Origin of the sequence: Brasilonema sennae CENA114 (assembly GCF_006968745.1) — a bacterium.
Taxonomy (GTDB): Bacteria; Cyanobacteriota; Cyanobacteriia; order Cyanobacteriales; family Nostocaceae; genus Brasilonema; species Brasilonema sennae.
In genome coordinates, this window is sequence record NZ_CP030119.1 from 232,681 (window position 1) to 252,036 (window position 19,356).

At 41.5% G+C, this 19,356-nt stretch carries 19 protein-coding genes and 1 pseudogene; 15 read left to right on the forward strand and 5 right to left on the reverse strand.

The window, feature by feature from the left end; all coding sequences use genetic code 11:
* Nucleotides 1-449: 449 nt before the first annotated feature.
* The 11 genes and pseudogenes from DP114_RS33385 to DP114_RS33435 all read left to right on the forward strand — a co-directional run.
* Nucleotides 450-773: pseudogene (locus tag DP114_RS33385) on the forward strand (helix-turn-helix domain-containing protein); the annotation flags it as partial.
* A complete protein-coding gene (locus DP114_RS33390; protein ID WP_169264872.1) occupies nt 752-1,144 on the forward strand; it encodes a hypothetical protein in 393 nt (130 codons plus the stop codon). The pseudogene DP114_RS33385 and the gene DP114_RS33390, both read left to right, overlap by 22 nt.
* 46 nt (nt 1,145-1,190) lie before the next feature.
* Nucleotides 1,191-1,355, forward strand: a complete 165-nt coding sequence (locus tag DP114_RS36480) for a hypothetical protein (protein WP_370469291.1) — start codon at nt 1,191-1,193, stop codon at nt 1,353-1,355.
* Between the two features lie 327 nt (nt 1,356-1,682).
* Nucleotides 1,683-2,618: a DUF5895 domain-containing protein gene (locus DP114_RS33400; protein WP_246163625.1), complete on the forward strand. Its 936-nt coding sequence runs from the start codon at nt 1,683-1,685 to the stop codon at nt 2,616-2,618.
* Between the two features lie 69 nt (nt 2,619-2,687).
* A complete protein-coding gene (gene dnaN / locus DP114_RS33405) occupies nt 2,688-4,049 on the forward strand; it encodes a DNA polymerase III subunit beta (RefSeq protein ID WP_169267516.1) in 1,362 nt (453 codons plus the stop codon).
* A gap of 70 nt (nt 4,050-4,119) precedes the next feature.
* Nucleotides 4,120-5,418: a DNA polymerase III subunit gamma/tau gene (gene dnaX, locus DP114_RS33410; RefSeq protein WP_171978399.1), complete on the forward strand. Its 1,299-nt coding sequence runs from the start codon at nt 4,120-4,122 to the stop codon at nt 5,416-5,418.
* 195 nt (nt 5,419-5,613) lie between these two features.
* Complete coding sequence (locus DP114_RS33415) at nt 5,614-7,428, forward strand: 3'-5' exonuclease (RefSeq protein ID WP_169267514.1); 1,815 nt, start codon at nt 5,614-5,616, stop codon at nt 7,426-7,428.
* Nucleotides 7,429-7,430: 2 nt separating this feature from the next.
* Nucleotides 7,431-8,222 (forward strand): hypothetical protein, encoded by a 792-nt coding sequence (locus DP114_RS33420; RefSeq protein WP_169267513.1) that lies wholly within the window; start codon nt 7,431-7,433, stop codon nt 8,220-8,222.
* 246 nt (nt 8,223-8,468) lie between these two features.
* Nucleotides 8,469-9,422, forward strand: coding sequence for a DNA polymerase III subunit delta (holA, locus tag DP114_RS33425; RefSeq protein ID WP_169267512.1), 954 nt, complete (start codon nt 8,469-8,471; stop codon nt 9,420-9,422).
* Complete coding sequence (locus DP114_RS33430) at nt 9,419-10,261, forward strand: AAA family ATPase (RefSeq protein ID WP_169267511.1); 843 nt, start codon at nt 9,419-9,421, stop codon at nt 10,259-10,261. The genes holA and DP114_RS33430 overlap by 4 nt, the downstream gene beginning before the upstream one ends.
* A gap of 73 nt (nt 10,262-10,334) precedes the next feature.
* Nucleotides 10,335-10,985 carry a hypothetical protein gene (locus DP114_RS33435; RefSeq protein ID WP_169267510.1) on the forward strand — a complete coding sequence of 217 codons (651 nt, stop codon included), beginning with the start codon at nt 10,335-10,337 and terminating at the stop codon, nt 10,983-10,985.
* 92 nt (nt 10,986-11,077) lie between these two features.
* Here DP114_RS33435 and DP114_RS33440 read toward each other — a convergent pair whose 3' ends face one another.
* On the reverse strand, nt 11,078-12,064 hold the full coding sequence (locus tag DP114_RS33440; protein ID WP_169267509.1) for a hypothetical protein: 987 nt from the start codon (nt 12,062-12,064) through the stop codon (nt 11,078-11,080).
* Between the two features lie 171 nt (nt 12,065-12,235).
* On the opposite strand from DP114_RS33440, the gene ssb reads away from it, so the two are divergent.
* The 4 genes from ssb to DP114_RS33460 all read left to right on the forward strand — a co-directional run bounded on the left by ssb (nt 12,236) and on the right by DP114_RS33460 (nt 15,061).
* On the forward strand, nt 12,236-12,619 hold the full coding sequence (gene ssb / locus DP114_RS33445; protein ID WP_169267508.1) for a single-stranded DNA-binding protein: 384 nt from the start codon (nt 12,236-12,238) through the stop codon (nt 12,617-12,619).
* A 130-nt stretch (nt 12,620-12,749) separates the two neighbouring features.
* Nucleotides 12,750-13,166: a hypothetical protein gene (locus tag DP114_RS33450; RefSeq protein ID WP_169267507.1), complete on the forward strand. Its 417-nt coding sequence runs from the start codon at nt 12,750-12,752 to the stop codon at nt 13,164-13,166.
* 126 nt (nt 13,167-13,292) lie between these two features.
* A complete protein-coding gene (locus DP114_RS33455) occupies nt 13,293-14,072 on the forward strand; it encodes a ParA family protein (RefSeq protein ID WP_169267506.1) in 780 nt (259 codons plus the stop codon).
* Nucleotides 14,069-15,061 (forward strand): ParB/RepB/Spo0J family partition protein, encoded by a 993-nt coding sequence (locus DP114_RS33460; protein WP_169267505.1) that lies wholly within the window; start codon nt 14,069-14,071, stop codon nt 15,059-15,061. The genes DP114_RS33455 and DP114_RS33460 overlap by 4 nt, the downstream gene beginning before the upstream one ends.
* Before the next feature lie 112 nt (nt 15,062-15,173).
* Here DP114_RS33460 and DP114_RS33465 read toward each other — a convergent pair whose 3' ends face one another.
* The 4 genes from DP114_RS33465 to DP114_RS33480 all read right to left on the reverse strand — a co-directional run bounded on the left by DP114_RS33465 (nt 15,174) and on the right by DP114_RS33480 (nt 18,398).
* A complete protein-coding gene (locus DP114_RS33465) occupies nt 15,174-15,563 on the reverse strand; it encodes a hypothetical protein (protein WP_216670069.1) in 390 nt (129 codons plus the stop codon).
* 10 nt (nt 15,564-15,573) lie between these two features.
* On the reverse strand, nt 15,574-16,035 hold the full coding sequence (locus tag DP114_RS33470; RefSeq protein WP_169267503.1) for a hypothetical protein: 462 nt from the start codon (nt 16,033-16,035) through the stop codon (nt 15,574-15,576).
* Between the two features lie 389 nt (nt 16,036-16,424).
* Nucleotides 16,425-17,681, reverse strand: coding sequence for a ParM/StbA family protein (locus DP114_RS33475; RefSeq protein WP_169267502.1), 1,257 nt, complete (start codon nt 17,679-17,681; stop codon nt 16,425-16,427).
* 186 nt (nt 17,682-17,867) lie between these two features.
* Nucleotides 17,868-18,398: a hypothetical protein gene (locus DP114_RS33480; RefSeq protein WP_169267501.1), complete on the reverse strand. Its 531-nt coding sequence runs from the start codon at nt 18,396-18,398 to the stop codon at nt 17,868-17,870.
* Between the last annotated feature and the right edge of the window lie 958 nt (nt 18,399-19,356).

Consider the following 19,356-nt stretch of genomic DNA (forward strand, 5'->3'; position numbering starts at 1 on the left):
CCCTGTCATAGCTTATTACGCCGACAGTTCATTTCATACTAAAAATAAATATCATGACACCGCGTCACTCTCAAAACCGTGGAGTGACGATTAGACCTGTGGGGATTGTTTTTAGTGAAGATGAATGAGGATGAGAAAGAACGAGCTAATCTGGCCATACTCATAAGATGTGCGGTGAAGGGGTTGAGGTCGTCCCAGACGAAAGAAATTGCCAAACACCTTAATAAGTAGGTCAACCTAAAAAAACGTAAGATAGGGAGAAGACAGCAATAAAGTGATAACCGATGCCTGCGCCGCTAAGAATAACGCTGACCTGTGAAGAAGACCGTACACTCAAAGAACTCAGTTGTGCGCAACGAGTGCCTTCGAGAACTAAGCAAAGAGCGATTGCCTACGGCAGAGCTAGCCCCTAAGGGGGCGCTACGCAAACGCTTAACGCTTTAAGACTAAACGCTTACGGTTGGAATGTTCCAAAGATTGCGCAGTACTTAGATTGGGCAGAGCAAACTGTGCGGCAAACGATCAGTCGTTGGCACAAACATGGTTTGGGAGGACTGTGGGAAGCGCCCGGACGTGGAAGAACACGACGTTGGAACCAGGCCGATTGGCAGGCACTAGAGCAGTGGCTTGCAGAACCACGGCGATACAGTGCACGGCAGTTGAGCCAGAAACTAGCGAGTGAAAGACGAGTGGAACTGGGAGCCGAACAAGTCAGACGGGTATTAAAAAAAAAGGGTGGTACTGGAAACGGGTGCGTTACAGTCCGCCTGTAACCCGAAACCCAGAGTATCTCCAAGCCAAACGCTTGGATTGGGAATTACTCAAGCTTTGGGCACAATTAGGCGTTGTGTATTTGAAGTACCTGGATGAATCTGGTTGCTATTGTACTAGTCCCACAAGTTACAGCTACGGACGAAGGGGAGAACAAAAATGTATCCGGCAACCACGCCGACGGGGTAGGCGTGTCAACATCTTCGGTGTTTGGGAACCGAAGGTTCGTTTTGATTATGCCTTAATGGTTGGGACACTCAAGACACCAACCTATGTGCAACTAATGGACTGGCAGGCAGCAATTGCTAAACATCGCTTGCATAAAACAGGACAAATCACCGTCATCATTCACGATCCCGGCGTCTGTTCATAAAAGCCATCTTGCACGTCAGCACCATCAACGATGGCAACAGCAGGGTTTGTACATCTTTTTTCTGCCGCCTTACAGCCCTCAAATGAATCGTATTGAAGAGGCACTGCGTTGGGCGGGCAATGCCCGACTTGAAGCAAGTGCCGTGATGAATGGTTGCATCTCAAACGTGACGAGCTTGCATCTCGAGTTTTTGAGGATGAATATGAACTAGCGTTAAGCGTTTGCGTAGCGCCCCCTTAGGGGCTAGCTCTGCCGTAGGCAATCGCCATTATTGAGGGTATAGAAAATAGAGCCGTGCAAGGTCAGTATCAAGTTGAACGTTTTATGTTTAATTAGGTTGACCTACTTAGGCGGTATGAAGGAGTGAAGAACAAGAAGTATATAGAAGAATATTCATATGAATTGGAAGATGTTACTTAAATAATACTTGAAAATTTCACTCACTTTCAGAGTCGTTTGTAAATCCAGACGACTTTAGTTTTTTACCACAACATATGCAAATGCACAGGTTATTTGAACTAGTTCAAGAACCATAATTATGGCTAAAAATCCAATCAAACCAGATACAAAAGAAGAACAAAAAGAACAACCACAAACTGCAATTCCAGATAATCTCGAACAGAGAAAAACGTTAGTATCAAAATTTGCCAACTCTGAATATAACGCTCCCATCAGCAATATTTGCATCTGCCAGATAATCAATCACATGGAAGCAGAAAAGGTTGGCTTGTTCGTCAAAGACAAATACTTAGGAAACATTGATTGGCAAGGAGGCGAACCCACCCACAAGCACACCTTCTCCAGTGGTACTCCAGAAATGGGAATTCTCCTGCAATCACCCCGTATGCACATCCTCGATGTATCACCCCGGTATATCGAACAAAGGGACGATGGTGCAATTATCGGTATATACGAGTACGGCGACGGGTATGATATGTACCAAGCTTTGGGGAAAGAAAAAGTAGTACTGCGACGGTTCTACCTAATTAACCTAGTAGATGGAAACAATAAAAACCTCCACAACAAACCAATCGCTTTATCAATCAAAGGAGTAGCCTCTTCTAGATTTGGTGAGGCTTACAAACAATTCCAACGCGAACTGGAGGTAGCGTTCGCCAGGTTTGCAGACATACCCGTTGTTGAAAAATCCCAAGAATTCCACCGCCTTGGTATCTTTCAACCTACCTTCATACCATCACACGAACCCAAAGAAGCAACCAACCAACGCGACAAATCCTGGGTAGCAGTAGTTGACTCCTACAAATCTCCTAACCCTGATGGTAGCAATTTCCTCGAATTCTTCTGCGAAGACAAAGAAGTTGAATTCCAAACAATCATGCAGGCTAATCCTGAATTTAGCCACCGCATTGGTAAAACCTCCGCCGTCGTAGCTACACATCACCAGCTAGCAGGTGTAAATACTACCGAACTAGCTGCATTACCTCCCTCAACAATCGAAGAACTACCTTATTAAGTTCTAATTCTAAAAGGTGCTAGTTGACACACGAGCACCTTTACAATTCATGTCCAGGTAAAATACACTATGAAACTAACAACTACTCAATCTGTACTGACAGAACTCCTAGAAACAGCCAAAAACGGCATATCCACAAGACCAGTAGACCCTATACTCGGAAGTTTGCTAATCGAAGCCTCGGATGAAGGCAGACTTACCGTCATTGGTACTGACCTGAACGTCAGTATCAAAACTACAGCAATAACTAATATTATACAGGCAGGTGTAGTCGCCTTAAACGCCAAACTACTAACCGACACGGTTAACAATCTAGGAAGCGGCGAGCTGGATATTGAAGTAAGCGAACGCACCTGCGTTATCAGCCACAGTACGGGGAAATGTCGCATTGTAGGAAGAAATCCAGAAGATTTTCCAAGTATCCCAGAAACAGAAAACCCCACTGAAATCAGTATCCCTAGCAAAAAGCTACAAGCTGCCTTAGAAGCTTGTCTGTATTGCAGTAGCACAGACGAAACCAAACTTATCCTCACAGGCGTACATTTCCACTTACAAGGCGAAAATTGGAGTTGCGCTAGCACCGACGGACACCGCCTTGCGTTGGTATCCTCCAAGCTAGAGGGAAACTACTCGCCGATCTCATTCACAGTCCCTAGAAGAAGTCTCACCGAGTTGGGAAAAATCCTCTCGACAACAGCCGAAAATAGCAGTTGTACCCTCAAGGTTGGAAACAACACTATCCAGTTTATCTTGCCAAATGCTGAACTCACATCCAGGTTGTTAGAAGGAGAATTTCCCCAGATTAACCACCTTATTCCTAAAAGCTTTGCTAACGAACTCATGGTAGAACGCAAAGGAATGGAAATAATTCTTAAAAGAATCAGCCATTTCGCAGAGAAAAAACACAAAATTGTCAAAATTCTATGGGAAGTAAATGACCAACAGGCAACATTAATGACGGGTAATACTGATATTGGGGACGCGGTAGATTCTTTGCTTATCAAGACCCAAAACAGTATAGGAGAAAACATTGGTATTGGGCTAAACAGTGGCTATCTACAAGAAGCGCTCAAGCACATATCAACCGATGAAGTTATATTCAGATTTAACAAGCCCCTCCAACCAGTCATTATTTCTCCTTTAGGTGGATTGCTTGACCAACTAACACTCATTATGCCCGTAGAGGTGCAAGATTTCGATAAACCAGAAGGTCTTGCCAAATATAAAACTGACACTTCAAAACCTGAAAATGAAAATGAAACAGGAGCAGAAGGGGTGGATCAACTTCCAGAACGAGAAAAAGTATCCAATGAAACAACTAATGTCACAGACACACCGCCGTCTGATACACCTACCGCCAACAAATCAAAATCCCGCAAGCGCAAGCAAGAACTAAAACCAGAACCAAAATTAGAAACAGCAGCCGTATAAACCAAAAAGTATAGTCAGTCAGAAAACTGGCTATACACAAATTCATCTGTAAAATCAAACACTCTCAAATATGTACACACCACTGCATCTCAAATATCGCCCCCAGCAACTTTCACAAATAATTGGACAAGAACATATTGTACGCACTCTGGATAATGCAATCCTCTCAGGAGGAAGTCACTCCACGAACGCACTCAGCAAAATTGCCCCAGCCTATCTATTTACAGGTCCCAAGGGTACAGGTAAAACCAGTACAGCCCGCATTCTCGCCAAATCCCTCAACTGTCTATCGACAGAAGAACCAACAACCAAACCCTGCGGTGAGTGCAATTCTTGTCAGACTATTTCTCACTCCTCATCCCTTGATGTAACCGAACTCGACGCCGCCAGTCACTCAGGAGTAGATAACATCCGCGAGATAGTCTCTAACCTTCAACTTAAACCAATCGAGAGTAGGCGCAAAATTTTAATAGTAGATGAATGTCATGCCCTTTCTCACCAATCGTGGCAAGCATTACTCAAAACAGTAGAACAACCACCAACCCATGTTGTATTCATCTTCTGTACCACCGAGGTACACAAGGTTCCAGAAACTATCATCTCCCGCTGCCAAAAGTTTGACTTTAGAAGAGTTTCCCTCTCACTAGTTGTAGATTACCTGGAAAAAGTTGCCCACCAAGAAAGTATAAATATCACTCCTACAGCATTAACCGCCATCGCTAAAGCTTGCCACGGACACCTACGCGACTCACTCAAACTCCTAGACCAACTAACCTTACTAGGATTCGGGGAAATCACTCCCAACTGGGTATGGGAACTATCAGGTACTATTCCCGAACACGATTTAGTCACTTTCTGTGAAAATATTACCAAGGGAGAAATGACAGGCAATTTAGGCATTCTCCAAGATTGGATGAAATATGGCAAGCACCCAATCACCATCCACACTAGTCTTGTCAGCTTTCTAAAAGACCTACTTATCTGCAAAACCAACCCGAATGGCAGAAATCTCACTGAACTAGAGGAGGACACCTGGAAGGAACTTACAACAATCTCCAAATCGTGGAGTATTAACCACATTCAGTCGGCGATCGCACTCCTAATGGCACGTCAAAATCTCATGCGAGATGAAGGCGCGCACCTATGGTTGCAAGCTACCCTTATCGAGATAGTTTCAACCACAAGCAGTCCCCAAGCTCAACCCTGGAAGAATTGGAAAACTGCCCAAGATGCCATTAATTGGGGGAAAGAACAACTACCCCATCTATCACAAGCGCAGTTGCAGGAACACTGGCAGAAGCTTACACCCATTAATGGAAAAAAGGCTCCAGCATGGGTACAACTAGTAGAAAAGCTTCAAACTGCGTAAAAATACTTTTCGCCTCAGAAAAATCAAACATCCACTTTCCCCAATTTTTGAGGGGAGATTTTTTCTGATAGAAGCAGATAATTAAGCCTTCTCGACGTAAAACACTTGGAGTGTTTTCGAGGGCGAATATCAGAGTAAACACTACATTATCGACATCAAAAATTTGGTATTTGTAATTCGTAAAGTTCAGAATTTATGAGTTATAACCATAGAAATTTTATTACCAAATTTGGTAATAAAATTATAGTTGATGAGGAAAAACTCGACATATTCTGGGAAGAGACCACTCTTATACCGAAGTGGCAACCTACAGTAAATATTTCGACCTACTCTAGCCTCAAAACTCTGGTAGTCGATATTGAAACAGCAGGAATCAACCCAAGAGAGAATCGCATCTATGCAATTGGCTGTATGAGTGAAATGGGGAAAGTCTCCATTTTTATGGATATCTCCGAAAGCAAAATCCTCATCTCGTTTCTTAAACACCTAGAAATAAGCAAACTAGACGTAATTTATACCTACAATGGGACTGAGTTTGACCTACCGTTTATTATCACCCGCTGCGAATTACATGGCATCGCTCATCCCTTTAGAATTGCATCTAGAACGCGCACTATCGGAACTGCCCAGGTACATGGTACACCACTAACTATCCGAGAAGTATTCATCCGAAACAGCCTGCATATAGATATCTATATCTGCGTTCTCAGATGGGATTTCGTCGCTAAGTCCCTTACCAACGGACGGTCACTCAAACAAGCCGTCCTGGAAATGGGATTACGCTCTCAAGCGAGACTTGTTCTCTCCTATGAGGAAATTCTAGTTTGCTGGAAAGCTGGTTGGGGTAGTGAGGGATGGCAGAAAATTAAGGAGTATCTTACTTACGACTTAGAAGATACCCAACTCATAGCGTCGAGGCTAGTACCCTCATATTACTACGAAGCGCTAGTTGTACCGGGAATGAACCTTCAACAACTAGCCCTCGCAGGTAATGGTACCAAGTGGGAGAGAATTTTCGAGCATCACTACCAAGGGATAAAACCTAAACCCGACCGCAAGTACAAATTCCAAGGGGGAATAGCGTATTCTGTTCCCGGACTGTATAAGAAAGTTGGATACATAGACATTAGTTCAATGTATCCCAATGCCATACTGTCTTTTGGGATTGTCTCTTGTAAGGATACAGATCGCATTGGGTTAAGCATTTTGCAATATTTAGTCAAAGAAAAATCAAGGCTGGAACAACTTGCTAAGACTGGAGATATTGTTGCCAAGGAAAAAAGAGAATCCACCAAAGTCCTAGCTAATTCTCAGTTTGGGTTCTTCGGCACATCTGAACTTGCCTTTAATGATATGGAAGCAGCAGCCCTGGTAACAGCTTATGGTCGGCGTATCCTACAGTTTATGATTGAGGTAATCAATCAAGCTGGCGCAGTCCCTATAGAAGTTGATACTGATGGTGTGTTTTTTACCCACCCTAATGTAGAAGAGGTGTACGCCATACTTCAATCTCAATTACCCAAAGGGATAATCGTCAAACTAGAATTTATTGCCGAAGCCATGTTTATTCCCGAAAGGGGAACTAAGAACTATCTCTTGTGGCTAAAAGATGGCAGGATTATCCGCAAAGGTAGTTGGAGAAGTCGCTCTCGCTCAAAACTAGAAAAAGAATTTCCTGTTGAATATTTAACCTATTTCATTCAAAATCAGCTACGCGCAGAGGAACATTACAAAAATGTCAAATCGCAGATCTCATCAAGAGACTACCCAAAAGATAAACTCGCCATCACTCGCAAAATTCGTGAAGGTGAAAAAGAACTTCTAAAACTAGGAAAACCTGGAGATATCGTCACCTACTATTACAGCATTCAAGGTGTAACAAATATAAAAAGTTCGCAGAACTATTCATCACAGTATTATCTCAATTTACTTGCCCAAAAACGACTAGAAATCTTGCAAATAGCAAACCCTCAAATGCTAGACAGTCGCAAACAATTGACCCTATTCTAACAATGGCTAAAAAATTATCACTACTCAACAAAAAACAACGCAAGTGGTTAGATAATTTCTTGAAAGACAAACCCCACGCCAGATTAACCAACGTCTATGATTTATTAGATGGCGACCGGGTTATTGAAGTTGAATGGTGGGAACATACCATACCTGTAGTTCTTGATAGCCATACTTTCATTCGAGGAAATATATCTTATAAGCTTAAAGTCAAATTGCGCAAGTTTGGCGATCCCAGAAAAACAGCAAACTTTTCCTATAAGATGACCCCAGCTCAAAAGCAAACCGTACCCTACAGACTCAAAGAACAACTATCACTTGAACTCCCACAAGCTTACTTGATACCCACTCCCCAAAATCCTGTGGTTGTCAAAACCAAGGAGGTTAAACAAAAAAGAAGTTACCGGGGAAAAGTTACGCATGTCACCCAACAAACTCTACCTCTATCAGGTATAACTGCCCAACTAAATGAGATAAATCTTAAAAGCAGTGGTGTACCTCTATCAGAACAAGAACTACTTCTAGAAACTACACCACACTTTGATTTAGATACTGGCAAGGAAATCAAACTTCCCACTGCTATCATCAAAATTCTTAATGAGAAAAAAGCAAGTTTTCAGGAGTGGGAGTCGGCTATTTCACTATATCAAGTAGCAGGTGCATCTGCTATATTACAATACCTCAATGAGTTAGATAACTGGCGCAATTATCACGGGAACCAATCAGTTAAACATCCTACAATCAGGGTAAGAAAGCAAACCGAAAATGAAAAAGTAAATTTCAAGGAGGTATAAGTAGCAAAATTTCCTGAATAAATAATGCAAAGAACCCTCGCCGACTGCCGCGAACTGTTAAACATCAATGCAGCCAAAAAAGTACGGTCATAAAACAAAAATATTCTGCTAGGTTAATAAATTTAGCAGTTATTTTTTAGAATCAAACCAAAGCTAAAAAAAGCTATTGTATAAAGTCTACAAGATTTATTTACCACCACTTACTGGCTAACGCAAGTATATATAAAAAAATCCAGCAATATACCCATGCCAGTAAAATTCATCTATGGGGAAGATACCCATTCAATTTCAAAAAGGGTAGAACAATTAATCAAATATTTTACTACCCAAGAGTGGGAAATATTCAACTACATCCGAGTTGATAACAAAACGTCAGCAATATCCCAAGCAATAATAGAAGTGATGACAATTCCTTTCGGAGAAGGAGGAAAGATTGTCCACATCACAGATGGAACGATATTAAACAAATGCCCGGATGAAATAATTTTATCATTCAAAGAAACTCTTCCCAAAATACCCAAACAAAACCTACTGTTAATTACTTCACAAAGCAAGCCTGATGGCAGAAGTAAAGCCGTCAAAGAACTACTTCAACACGCTGAGATTGAAGAATTTCCCCTCATCTCCAGTTGGGATAAAGAAGGGATAGAAAAACTCATTCAAGCTGCACTAAAAACCCACTTCTTAAAGCTTGCTCCCACCGCCATAAGCTATCTAGTAGAGGCAATTGGAAACAATACTGCAAGGCTCGATAGCGAACTCGCCAAGCTTGCTATCTACGCTCAAGGGGAAAAACTAGATATTGAGGATATCTCACACTTAGTTAGCAACAACAATACCAGTTGTACTGGACTTGCCCACGCCATCAAAAATAGTAAAGCTAATACAGCAGCACAAATACTTTATCGCCTGCTAGACAATAACGAACACGCTCTCAAGATAGTCGCTACTCTCATAAGTTACTTCCGCACTTGGCTAATTACCAAAGCTGGGGTAGAAGAAAAACTGAGCGACAACAAAATCTCAACACTCGCCTCACTCAACAATCCCAAAAGGCTGTACTTCCTCAAAAAAGAAGTTGAAACTGTAAGCGCCCTCAAACTTAAACAAACCCTCATAGCACTGATCCAACTTGAGGGCGAACTTAAGTCTGGCATTGACAACTTCACCCCTACCATCATTAAAATCTGCACCCTATGAACAACCTCTTTAACGAGATAGTCGCTCAGCATACCGCAAAACTTATCTTAAATAGCGCGATCGCCTCACAGAGGCAGCTCCTCCGAACCATCGCAAGCGGTAAAATTGCCTCTGCCTACTTATTTACCAGCACCGTCGAAGGAGTAGGTAAAACCAAAACCGCCCTTTTATTTGCCTCCTACATCTGTAGCACCACAGACATGCTGAAAGTACACCCGCAAGAGGAAAATTCCACTATCGGAGTAGAACAGGTACGGGAAATCATCACCTTTGTTTCAACTTCTCCTATTCAAAGCAATCACAAAGTAGTAATTATCCACGACTGCGACACCATTACACCCACCGCCGCCAACGCCCTACTCAAAACCTTAGAGGAACCAGGAAAAGGAATATTTATTCTTATCACATCCCAAGCCCAGAATATACTGCCTACCATCAAAAGTAGGTGTCAAATAGTACCATTTGCTCAACTACCTATTGACGAAGTAAAAACTATTCTGGAAAAACAGAAAATATTCTTACACCAAGACATACTCAAACTTTGTTCGGGCAGTCCAGGTCGCGCGATCGCATTCCACAATTTGTTAAATTCCATACCTGAAAGCATACTCGACCAACTGCAATTACCTCCCAAAAATGTAATTACAGCCCTGGATGTCAGTAATTGGACAAGTAAACAGGATAAATCAACTCAAGCTTTATTACTCACCTACTTACAAGCAAACTGGTGGGAAAAGACTAAAAGCACCGAGCTGCTTGCCAAATTTACAATAGCAAGAGAACAATTCCAATGTCACATATCAACTAGAAACGTGTGGGATAACCTGTTCATACCCTAAAAAATCATCGTTACATACCAACAAGCCGTCAGCTAATTTCTACTAGCTAGCGGCTTTTTCTATGGAGATTAAAATGCAACAACAAAGCCTATTTGATATTGAACAAACAATCAAAAATAGTAAATTAAAAGGAGAGAAAATACTAACTCCTAACCTTCAAAAGATGCTTAAGATTCTAGCCAGCATGGGGATGGATAGAAAGGTATTCGCTTGTTTGTTAGAACTAGCAGAGGTGGATGCACAATTAATTAAATATTTAGCTGGTCCCACAATCACTGGTGGGCGAGAATGGAGAGATACTATCCCCAGTTGGGTGTGGCAAGCAATTGTAATTGACAGATTAGATACAATCCTAGAGGAGGTAGATAAAGGGGAGATCGGGAAACTTGCTACTCCAAGCGAAGTACTTGCTGTAATGATGCCAATCACATTTGAGGTTCCACTGTCTTGGGAGTGGACCAACGTTTATCTTTATTGCAGTCATACTAGCCTTATCAAGCACCAACCATTCCCAAACTATAATTATGACAAACTGTGGGAAAGTATTGGTAGCACCCCTATCAATTACAAACAAATCCAGCATGATTATGAAAACATCGCCACCGATATCCGCACTCGTGTCATCAAGAGTGCAAGCAACGAATGGGGTAAGAAGCTTAAGCAAAAACCCTTAGAAAGTAATCAATCTACAGAGATAAATAATCCACAATTATCACTGTTTTAAACAACTATTACCTACTACCCAGTGACAGTTGTGCAACCATACATCAAGTATTATCAGGATTGGTTAAACCAACCTGATTTTTTCTTCTTCATCTACAATTTTGCAGCATCTTTTCTACCTCGTTCGTAAAAGGGTAACAGGTTAGAAAAAGCTTCTCGCAGGAGCCAATTTCTACCTTCCTGCCATTCCTCAACCCCAGAAGTAGTAATAAAATAACCAATCCTATAAACAGCAGCAACCAACAATGATTGAAAGGTAGTAGAGACGCGAGAATTAAATGGAATCGACATTATCTCGTCAAGGCGATTAGCATCATACCCGTGACCAACAAATACGTAATACACTATCCTGTGGACTAATTTTGATAAGAATACAGTGCGGTCAGTCCATTTTTCAATATAGGGTTTACATTGAAAATAACCATCTGGCAATAACCCAAGTTCAATATCAAATTCAGCCCTTTCAACATCATCCATACCTGACAAAAAATCTTCAATTTTATCATCTATATCGCTATTACCCATACCAAAACCACCCTCAGCTGCAATCTCAAGCGCAAGATAATGCAGCGCCAATCCCCACATAAGACTATCTGAGTCCTCAATTCCAGTTAGGGAAAAACAATCTGTTCCATTAAAATATTTTTTACCCATAGTTTGAAGGCTCTGATAAACTATCCTACGCGCAAAATATTGGTCAGCAGGATTAATAAACTTTCCCTTAAGCTCACCATCTACTAAATACATTGCAATTGCCACAAGAGCATAATAGGAAGCATCATGCAAGCAAGTCGGGTTGGGAGAAAGAAGGTCTACCAAACGAAGTGACATCACCTCATCCCAAGCACCAATCCTAACTGTGTTAGATACCTTCCTAAAATGTTCAACATCCGGACCACCATTTCTATCCCACCATTCAGAATTGTCTACAAGTAAAGGTGACGAGTAATCAGCACTCTCAATTCTTTGTTGATCTTCGTCATACTGCATCCACATCAGAGCGAGCATGACCAACTTACATTTGACAAATCTGGATTGAAGCGATCGCATTGAGTCTATTTCTAATTTAAATGTTTCCATAAAAAATTAATAAATCGATACATATATATTTCCCATATCTACAATTTTTATACCAATAAATAAACAAAATATCAGAAAAATTATGACTTGCTCCACACAGTTACAAACAACCACAAACTAACAAGTGCTAACGCAGTAGAAATGTAAAGTATTAAAAATTTCACAAATCCTATGAGCGACTATCTCAATCGTATTACAATCGTCGGACGCTGCGGTCAAAATCCGGACATTCGCTACTTTGAAAGTGGCTCGGTAAAAGCAAGTATTTCGGTTGCAGTTAGACCTCCCTACAAAAGTGAAACAGCATTATGGTTTGACCTCATCGCCTGGGGTTCAACAGCTGAGGTAATCGCAAATTACGTCAAAAAGGGAACCCAAATTTCCATATTAGGCGAGTTCGGATTTGATAGATGGACAGACAAAAACTCAGGTGCAATGCGCTCTAAACCCGTAGTAACTGTCCAAACAATCGAATTATTAGGTTCTCCTCGCAGTGAAGATAAATCCTCCTTACAGGAAGAACAAACCATAAGCCTAGCTAACGCCAATTTCTAAGGACAGTCTCGTGCCTTGAGTTGTCCCGCGTTGAGAAAACTATCTGGTAAAAATGTCTGTGCAAAAAAATAGTCCTCAGCCCAAAGTAACTGGTTGGGGAGTAGTCAATTAGTGAAAAAACTACAATACCATGATTGAAACCAATACAACAGTAGTCATCAAAAGCGTTAATGAAACCCACGACAAAGAGGGTAGCTTAATCACCTACGGAATAGCTGAATTTAGCTATCGGGGTAAAGATGGCGTGGTAATAGATGAAATCTCCTACCGTGCTAAAGGAACTCCAGCCGTAGATATCAAAGGGAGTGGCGAATACCCTCAAGGTGTAGCTACCGGATACATCAATTTACAAGTCAACGAACGGGAAGGTTACAAAGAAAAAGTTGCTACCCTCGTCATTAGAGGATTCATTTCAACTGGGAAAACACTTCCTCAATTAGCACAATTTGGAGCTACAAAAGAAGAAACTCCCGACTTCGCACAAGAATTACTCGAAGAAAACATCAACAGCGATAGTAACGAAGAATTAAGCGACATCCCATTCTAACAGTCAGTTTTTGGAATCATGTCAGTGTGAGTCAGTCTAGACAGTCATACTGACATTATTTTTTTATTTTTTCGGAATCAGAGTTTGATAGAATCGCAACAGTTAAGTATAAAACACCCTTAAAAAATGACAAGTCAAACTAAAATAATCGCTGCATTCAACCAGTCAGGGGGTGCGGGGAAAACGACAACTATACACAATCTGGGGTATCATCTCGCCCAAAAACACCAAGTTCTGCTTGTCGATATGGACCCACAAGCAAGCCTAACAACCTTCATGGGAATCGAACCAAAAGAGCTAAAAGACGAGCAGACAATATATACTGCAATCACCGAACGCGCACCCCTAAATATTTGGCACGAACCTATCCACAAGATGCATATTGTACCTAGCAATAATGCTTTAGTTGGAGCTGAACTTGAACTAGGGCGCGATATCACAACCGACGGTCGCCAAAAACTAAAACTAGTACTCGAACCAATAGCCAATCAATACGATTACATCTTAATCGATTGTCCTCCCTCGCTGGGCTATTTAAGCATTATGAGCGTACTTGCAGCTACCCATCTACTCATCCCAGTCCAAACAGAATATAAATGCTACGCAGCTACAGAACAACTACTAACAACAATTGCCCGTCTCAAAAAAGGAGGACACAAAGACTTACAAATCGCAGCTTTTATCCCAACCCAGCACAACCAACGCACCCTTCAACAATCAGGTATACTCGAAGCTATCAAAAACCAAATTGGGGGGCGCGTCCACATAACTACTCCTATTCCCAAATCGATAGACTTCCCTAGTGCATCACAAGCACACCTTCCACTTGCTCTGTGGAAAAAAAATCACCCTGCAGTTAGTATCTTAGAAGAAATCGCAAATTATCTCAAAAAACTAGAAATATGACTATCAAGAAAGTTGAACTCAAAGAGTATGACAAAAATGCACTCGATGATTTATTGGGTAGTAGTGCAACCCAAGAAGAATCAACCAAGAAAAACACTACTACCCTACCAATAGATTCAATCATCCTCCCTCCATCCCAACCAAGACGCTACTTTGATACTGAAGCACTACAATCACTGGCAAACGATATCAAAGCTCAGGGACTTCTTGCACCTATCGCAGTCAGATATACATCAGGCAACACTTACGAACTCATGGCTGGCGAGCGTCGCCTCCGTGCTTGCAAAATTGCAGGATTAGAAGAAATAGCCGTCAATATCATTGACTGCGATGAGAAAACAGCCACCCGCATCCGCCTCGCAGAAAACCTACAAAGAGAAGACCTCAACGCCTATGAAGAAACTATCGGCATTCTGGAATTACTCGCTCTGGAGCTAGATCTTAATCAAGATACGGTAATCTCACTACTATACGAGATGAATAATGAAACTAAGGGAAATTCTAACCATAACGTTATGGTTAGCGACGATGCACTGACTTTACAAGACATTTTTTCCAAGTTAAGCAAAATCACCTGGCAATCATTTGTAGCTAACCGCCTACCCCTACTCAAACTACCCGGTGACATTCAGTCAGTACTGGCGAAAGGCGAACTGGAGTACACTAAAGCAACAACCATTTCCAAAATAAAGGATTTAGAGCAACGACAAGAGGTATTAAAACAGGCAATAGAGGAAAAGCTATCTCTATCACAGATAAAAAAGATAGTGGGGGATACCCTAAAAGCTAGCAAACAAGAGAAACAAGAAACGCCTACAAGAGAATTAGCAACACGAGTAGGAAAAATATCATCGCTGCTCAGGAAAGACAAAACTCTGAATGAAGATAAAAAAAGACTGAATAAAGTTAATAAACTAATAGAACAGCTTATGGAATTACTTAAACTTCAAGAAGAGATAGAAACAGCAGAAGAAACTCTAGAAAACTGATTAGAGGAAACTATAAAGCTTCCAGAGAGTCAGCACATTTCTATAGAAATCTCACTGAAATTATCATCGCAGCACTCAACTAGTAGTACTGCGATTCTCTTTAAAGAACTTTTTATTTGCAATAATCCAGTTTGAAACAATGCTCTAAAAAGTAGGCTTGAGTAAAAGGATGAGCATTCGTTAGGCGTACATCCAAAACTACATTAACTAACCCGTAAGGACGAATATCATCTGGGGCGTACAAAACCCTAGATAAACTATGTCCTAATCGAGAAAGAATATCTTCGTAGTTCTTGATATAAGCTATGTCAGAAGGTAGGGTGTAGACAACATATCCCAAACAACAACCTATATCCCACGGCTTACCTGTTTCATAAATAGGACATAAGAAAGACTCAATTGTAATAAAAGAACGCTGTAGATGAGAACGAATTAACCCACAAGTTGCATTAACTAGTACCTGGGGGACAACCAAATCATCAGAATTATAGTAGTTGTACATCTGCATAGTTCTAGGCGAAAGATGCAACTACTTCTGGTCGAGATTGATGATGACAACCCATATCTAAAAGTAGGGTAGTTTTGGCAAACCACTCGTAAAATTCATGGATGACTTCATCAGGTAAATATTTTGATAACCAACCAAACAAAACCTCATGGAAAATAACTATTCTAGAGGATAAATTATCTCCACAGTTCGTATATCGCTTTGGACAGAAAACTACAAACAAAGTTTGCAATGCCAAGTCATTCCTGCACAACTTATCATTTGGAAACAAGACACGCAGGATATCAAGCGTCATCCATTCCAAACCTTCCAAAGTTACCAATAAACCACATAGTAAATTTCTGTAGTAAAGGGTTTTTACTTCATACGGTCGAAAAGCTTGACCCTCCCAACCCTCTAGAACCCTACAACCAGATCGATTTAAGCTGGCATAACCGTAGTCTAACTCTTGTTTTGCAGTCAACATAATAGATGCGTATTTCTTTATTTGAAAAGTGTAAGCAATCAAGTTTTTATCTTCCCTTACGTACCGAACAATTTACAACAAATCAGTGTTTGATAATTACATACAACTCAACTTGGAGAACATCACAAAACTATCATTTAGCAAAATAAAATTAATTAGACTATCAGTTCAGTACCCGTCCTGAATGCACCGTCCACTATCAGATTTTTCTGCTCTCAAACAAGCCACAATAGTCAAAAGGGCTGATAGTTGGTACGTCTGCGTCTCCATAAAAACTAATGCAACGCCAGACAGTTTAACTGATAAACTGTCTGGCGTTGCGATAACGTATGCCTACGGCACGGCTCTTGCGTAGAGCGCACAGTACTCTACATCCACGCTTATACAGGCTAAATTTTATCGCTCATCGTGAGAAACTCCTTGGGGACAGGACGGGGAGCATAGTTTGGAACAAGCCTCGTGGAAGTATTAGCCTTCACCTCAATATCAGTAACTGAGTCAGGTTTAACCGTAGGAGCATCAAACAAAGATTGAGAGCGCTCATAATTAGTCACCCTATCAAATTCCAATACCATATGCTCGTGCAAAGCAACTACATCTGTCATGCGATTGCCCAGGCTACTGGCTATATCTGGAATCACAATATCGCCGTGCCAAGATATTGGAATACCCTCTTTCTCAAAATAAGCATCAATCTCAGGGCGAATGTAATCAGCTGTACCCCCACAAAATACCAACTCGCACACATCATCCTCCCTCCGGGAGCGCAACCACCTTGCCATCGCTCGCCAGTACTCATCTCTAACAAGCAATAGAGCCTTAGACATAGACTCCCCATCAGCCTTTATCTCATCAGGTTTACGCTTGCGAGAAAGTTTCTGCAACACTTGGGAGTCACAACTTGCACCCGCCTCAACCAAAACCTCGACAATACTAGTATTATCAGGACTGAGTCCTGATGTTTTGGAAACAAAATTGTTGACAAGCCAAGACATCCCCAAGTCGCTAGTAATTCCCCGACTGGGAACACCACTCCGAACAATAAAAGCGCTCGCATTGCGATAACCCACCATCACAAACATTGAGGTAGGTATAGCACCACCACTAGTACGTCTGCGATGGAAAAATACACCACTTCCCTCAGACGCCACATTGTAGTAAGTCATCCTCACCCGCATCCTACCCGCTGGAGTTTCAAATCCTCTAAATACTTCCTTCAATCGAGTTTCCAACTGAACCTTGTCTTGAGTCTCCCCCGGCGGCAGCAAAATATTCAAATAAACAGAAACATCATTCTCCAATCCCAACTTTTCCTTAGCCAACCAAATCGCCCCACATACCTTGGGTACTGCCAGCTCATACTTTAGTTCTTTCAGTTGCGATATTCCCCGAAACTGATGACGAGCAAGCGCACCCAACACATAATACTCTCCACCTACACCTACCCAAGCACGAGATTCGGGTATGCCCTCAGTATCTATTCCCTCAACCGATGCCCTCGCCACATCAGCAACCTCCGAGTCCATCAGCAAAACTTGCGGCTTACCCTCTGGATATTCCTGCACAATAGCCTTAGTTTTGCTCCCACCCATATCCAAGGTTAAAACAATTTTCCTAGATTGAGCTTTACCACTAGTTTTAGCCATATCTTTTTTATATATAAATGATTTTCAACCAATCTAACCTACTCTTAAATAAGAGTGAATTAGTTTACAAGAATTTCAAAAACCCTAGTTTTTCTTAAGACAGTTCTCTCAAAGAAGTGGTATAGGTTGAAGCAGATTTAGAGTAACCCCAGCAACAAGATATCATTTGGCAATCGGCAAATTGTTTCAAATACTTGAAAACTCCAAACTAAACCCTGCATCCCCCTCAATCATTCCTGACGGTATCACATCCTCATCTGAATCAAAAAAGTCATCTTCTCCATCCAATTCCTCTTTTTGCGATGGTTCCTCAGAAGAAGCAACAGACTTTTGGGGAATATGCCCATTACTATTAACTATGACCTGTTCTTGAGACACAACAGAGGAAGACATAATTTGGGGAGAAGATTGGCCCACCACCATCGGTGTAATGAGCACCAACTGCGATATCCCCTCCAATCCACACACGCGCTTAATCATTTGAATCTGACTCTCCAATACCCCAATTGCCCACAAAGCAACCTTCCTCAATTCCTCTCCACCTATCCCCACCGAATGCATCGCCAAGGGTAACCAAAATGCCTTGAGGGTATATACCACTGTCTCTACCAACCCCATCTCCATCGGGTTAGATACCAAATACTTAAACATCTTCCCCGTCACCGTATTCACACTCCGCTTTATCTGCGGTATCACCTCAAACTCTGTCTGACTCATCCCTAATATCCAAACCTCACTAACTATTAATTGAAGATTGAATTCTCAACTATTCTCCTACTCCACCTCCCACGCAAAATACCAGCCCAAACCGCAACGTAGTTGAAAAATAAAATTGTTTTCGACTAACAATAAATTGCCTACAACCCACAAAATATTTCGCAGATAAACAAAGGCGCGTGAATTGAACACCTTATTCCTACCGACAAATGAGAATTTAACAGTAATGATGATGTACTTTGCTATACCATAACAGGCTACGGAGAAAATGTCATCTCCAACTATCCCTTACTGTCCCTATAGCAATCCCTTACCTACTACTGATATCCTTAGTATAAAAGTACTATAAAAAGATAAGGATAGTTAAGCCTACTGCTGCTATACTCTCGCATAACAGCAGTATGTCCCCTTACAAACCACAAACCTTCCAAAGTGTGCACTTATACCACAAGACAAGGTATGTTTAGATACGGTATGTATTGCAAAACTTCATTCAGTATCCGATGAGGGTTTAATGGTGCATCTAAAAAATTTTGGGCGGGTGAAAGTATTTTGCAAAATCTTGCCTTCGGCACACTACAAAGAACAAATATACCAACCCTTCTAGACCCCTCGTCACCCCCTTCGGGGAATTCAAAGTTCAAAATTCAAAATTCAAAATTAAGAACCTCATAACGTAAGTTGGGGGCTTGAAACAAGGACGCCGTTTTCCGCACTTCGTGCCGCTCCGAAGTGCGCGCTGCGCGTCTCGGAAAACATTTTTTACACTCTCCATACCATAAGGAGCGGGGCTTGCATCCTTTTTCTTTTTTTTTGAACTTTGAATTTTGAATTTTGAATTTGAGCGAAGCGAGGGTCACCCCGTCAGGTGGATAGCGCTACAAGACAGCATTTTAACAATTTATGCCCCGACTCTAAAAACAGCAACGTCCAAAGTGGAGCGCAAGTAGTTTTTGTC

Bases quoted from the DNA above. Each gene is read 5' to 3' on its own strand.
- DP114_RS33400 (WP_246163625.1), top strand. From the start codon at position 1,683: ATGGCTAAAAATCCAATCAAACCAGATACAAAAGAAGAACAAAAAGAA.
- dnaN (WP_169267516.1), top strand. From the start codon at position 2,688: ATGAAACTAACAACTACTCAATCTGTACTGACAGAACTCCTAGAAACA.
- dnaX (WP_171978399.1), top strand. From the start codon at position 4,120: ATGTACACACCACTGCATCTCAAATATCGCCCCCAGCAACTTTCACAA.
- DP114_RS33415 (WP_169267514.1), top strand. From the start codon at position 5,614: ATGAGTTATAACCATAGAAATTTTATTACCAAATTTGGTAATAAAATT.
- DP114_RS33420 (WP_169267513.1), top strand. From the start codon at position 7,431: ATGGCTAAAAAATTATCACTACTCAACAAAAAACAACGCAAGTGGTTA.
- holA (WP_169267512.1), top strand. From the start codon at position 8,469: ATGCCAGTAAAATTCATCTATGGGGAAGATACCCATTCAATTTCAAAA.
- DP114_RS33430 (WP_169267511.1), top strand. From the start codon at position 9,419: ATGAACAACCTCTTTAACGAGATAGTCGCTCAGCATACCGCAAAACTT.
- DP114_RS33435 (WP_169267510.1), top strand. From the start codon at position 10,335: ATGCAACAACAAAGCCTATTTGATATTGAACAAACAATCAAAAATAGT.
- DP114_RS33440 (WP_169267509.1), bottom strand. From the start codon at position 12,064: ATGGAAACATTTAAATTAGAAATAGACTCAATGCGATCGCTTCAATCC.
- ssb (WP_169267508.1), top strand. From the start codon at position 12,236: ATGAGCGACTATCTCAATCGTATTACAATCGTCGGACGCTGCGGTCAA.
- DP114_RS33450 (WP_169267507.1), top strand. From the start codon at position 12,750: ATGATTGAAACCAATACAACAGTAGTCATCAAAAGCGTTAATGAAACC.
- DP114_RS33455 (WP_169267506.1), top strand. From the start codon at position 13,293: ATGACAAGTCAAACTAAAATAATCGCTGCATTCAACCAGTCAGGGGGT.
- DP114_RS33460 (WP_169267505.1), top strand. From the start codon at position 14,069: ATGACTATCAAGAAAGTTGAACTCAAAGAGTATGACAAAAATGCACTC.
- DP114_RS33465 (WP_216670069.1), bottom strand. From the start codon at position 15,563: ATGTACAACTACTATAATTCTGATGATTTGGTTGTCCCCCAGGTACTA.
- DP114_RS33470 (WP_169267503.1), bottom strand. From the start codon at position 16,035: ATGTTGACTGCAAAACAAGAGTTAGACTACGGTTATGCCAGCTTAAAT.
- DP114_RS33475 (WP_169267502.1), bottom strand. From the start codon at position 17,681: ATGGCTAAAACTAGTGGTAAAGCTCAATCTAGGAAAATTGTTTTAACC.
- DP114_RS33480 (WP_169267501.1), bottom strand. From the start codon at position 18,398: ATGAGTCAGACAGAGTTTGAGGTGATACCGCAGATAAAGCGGAGTGTG.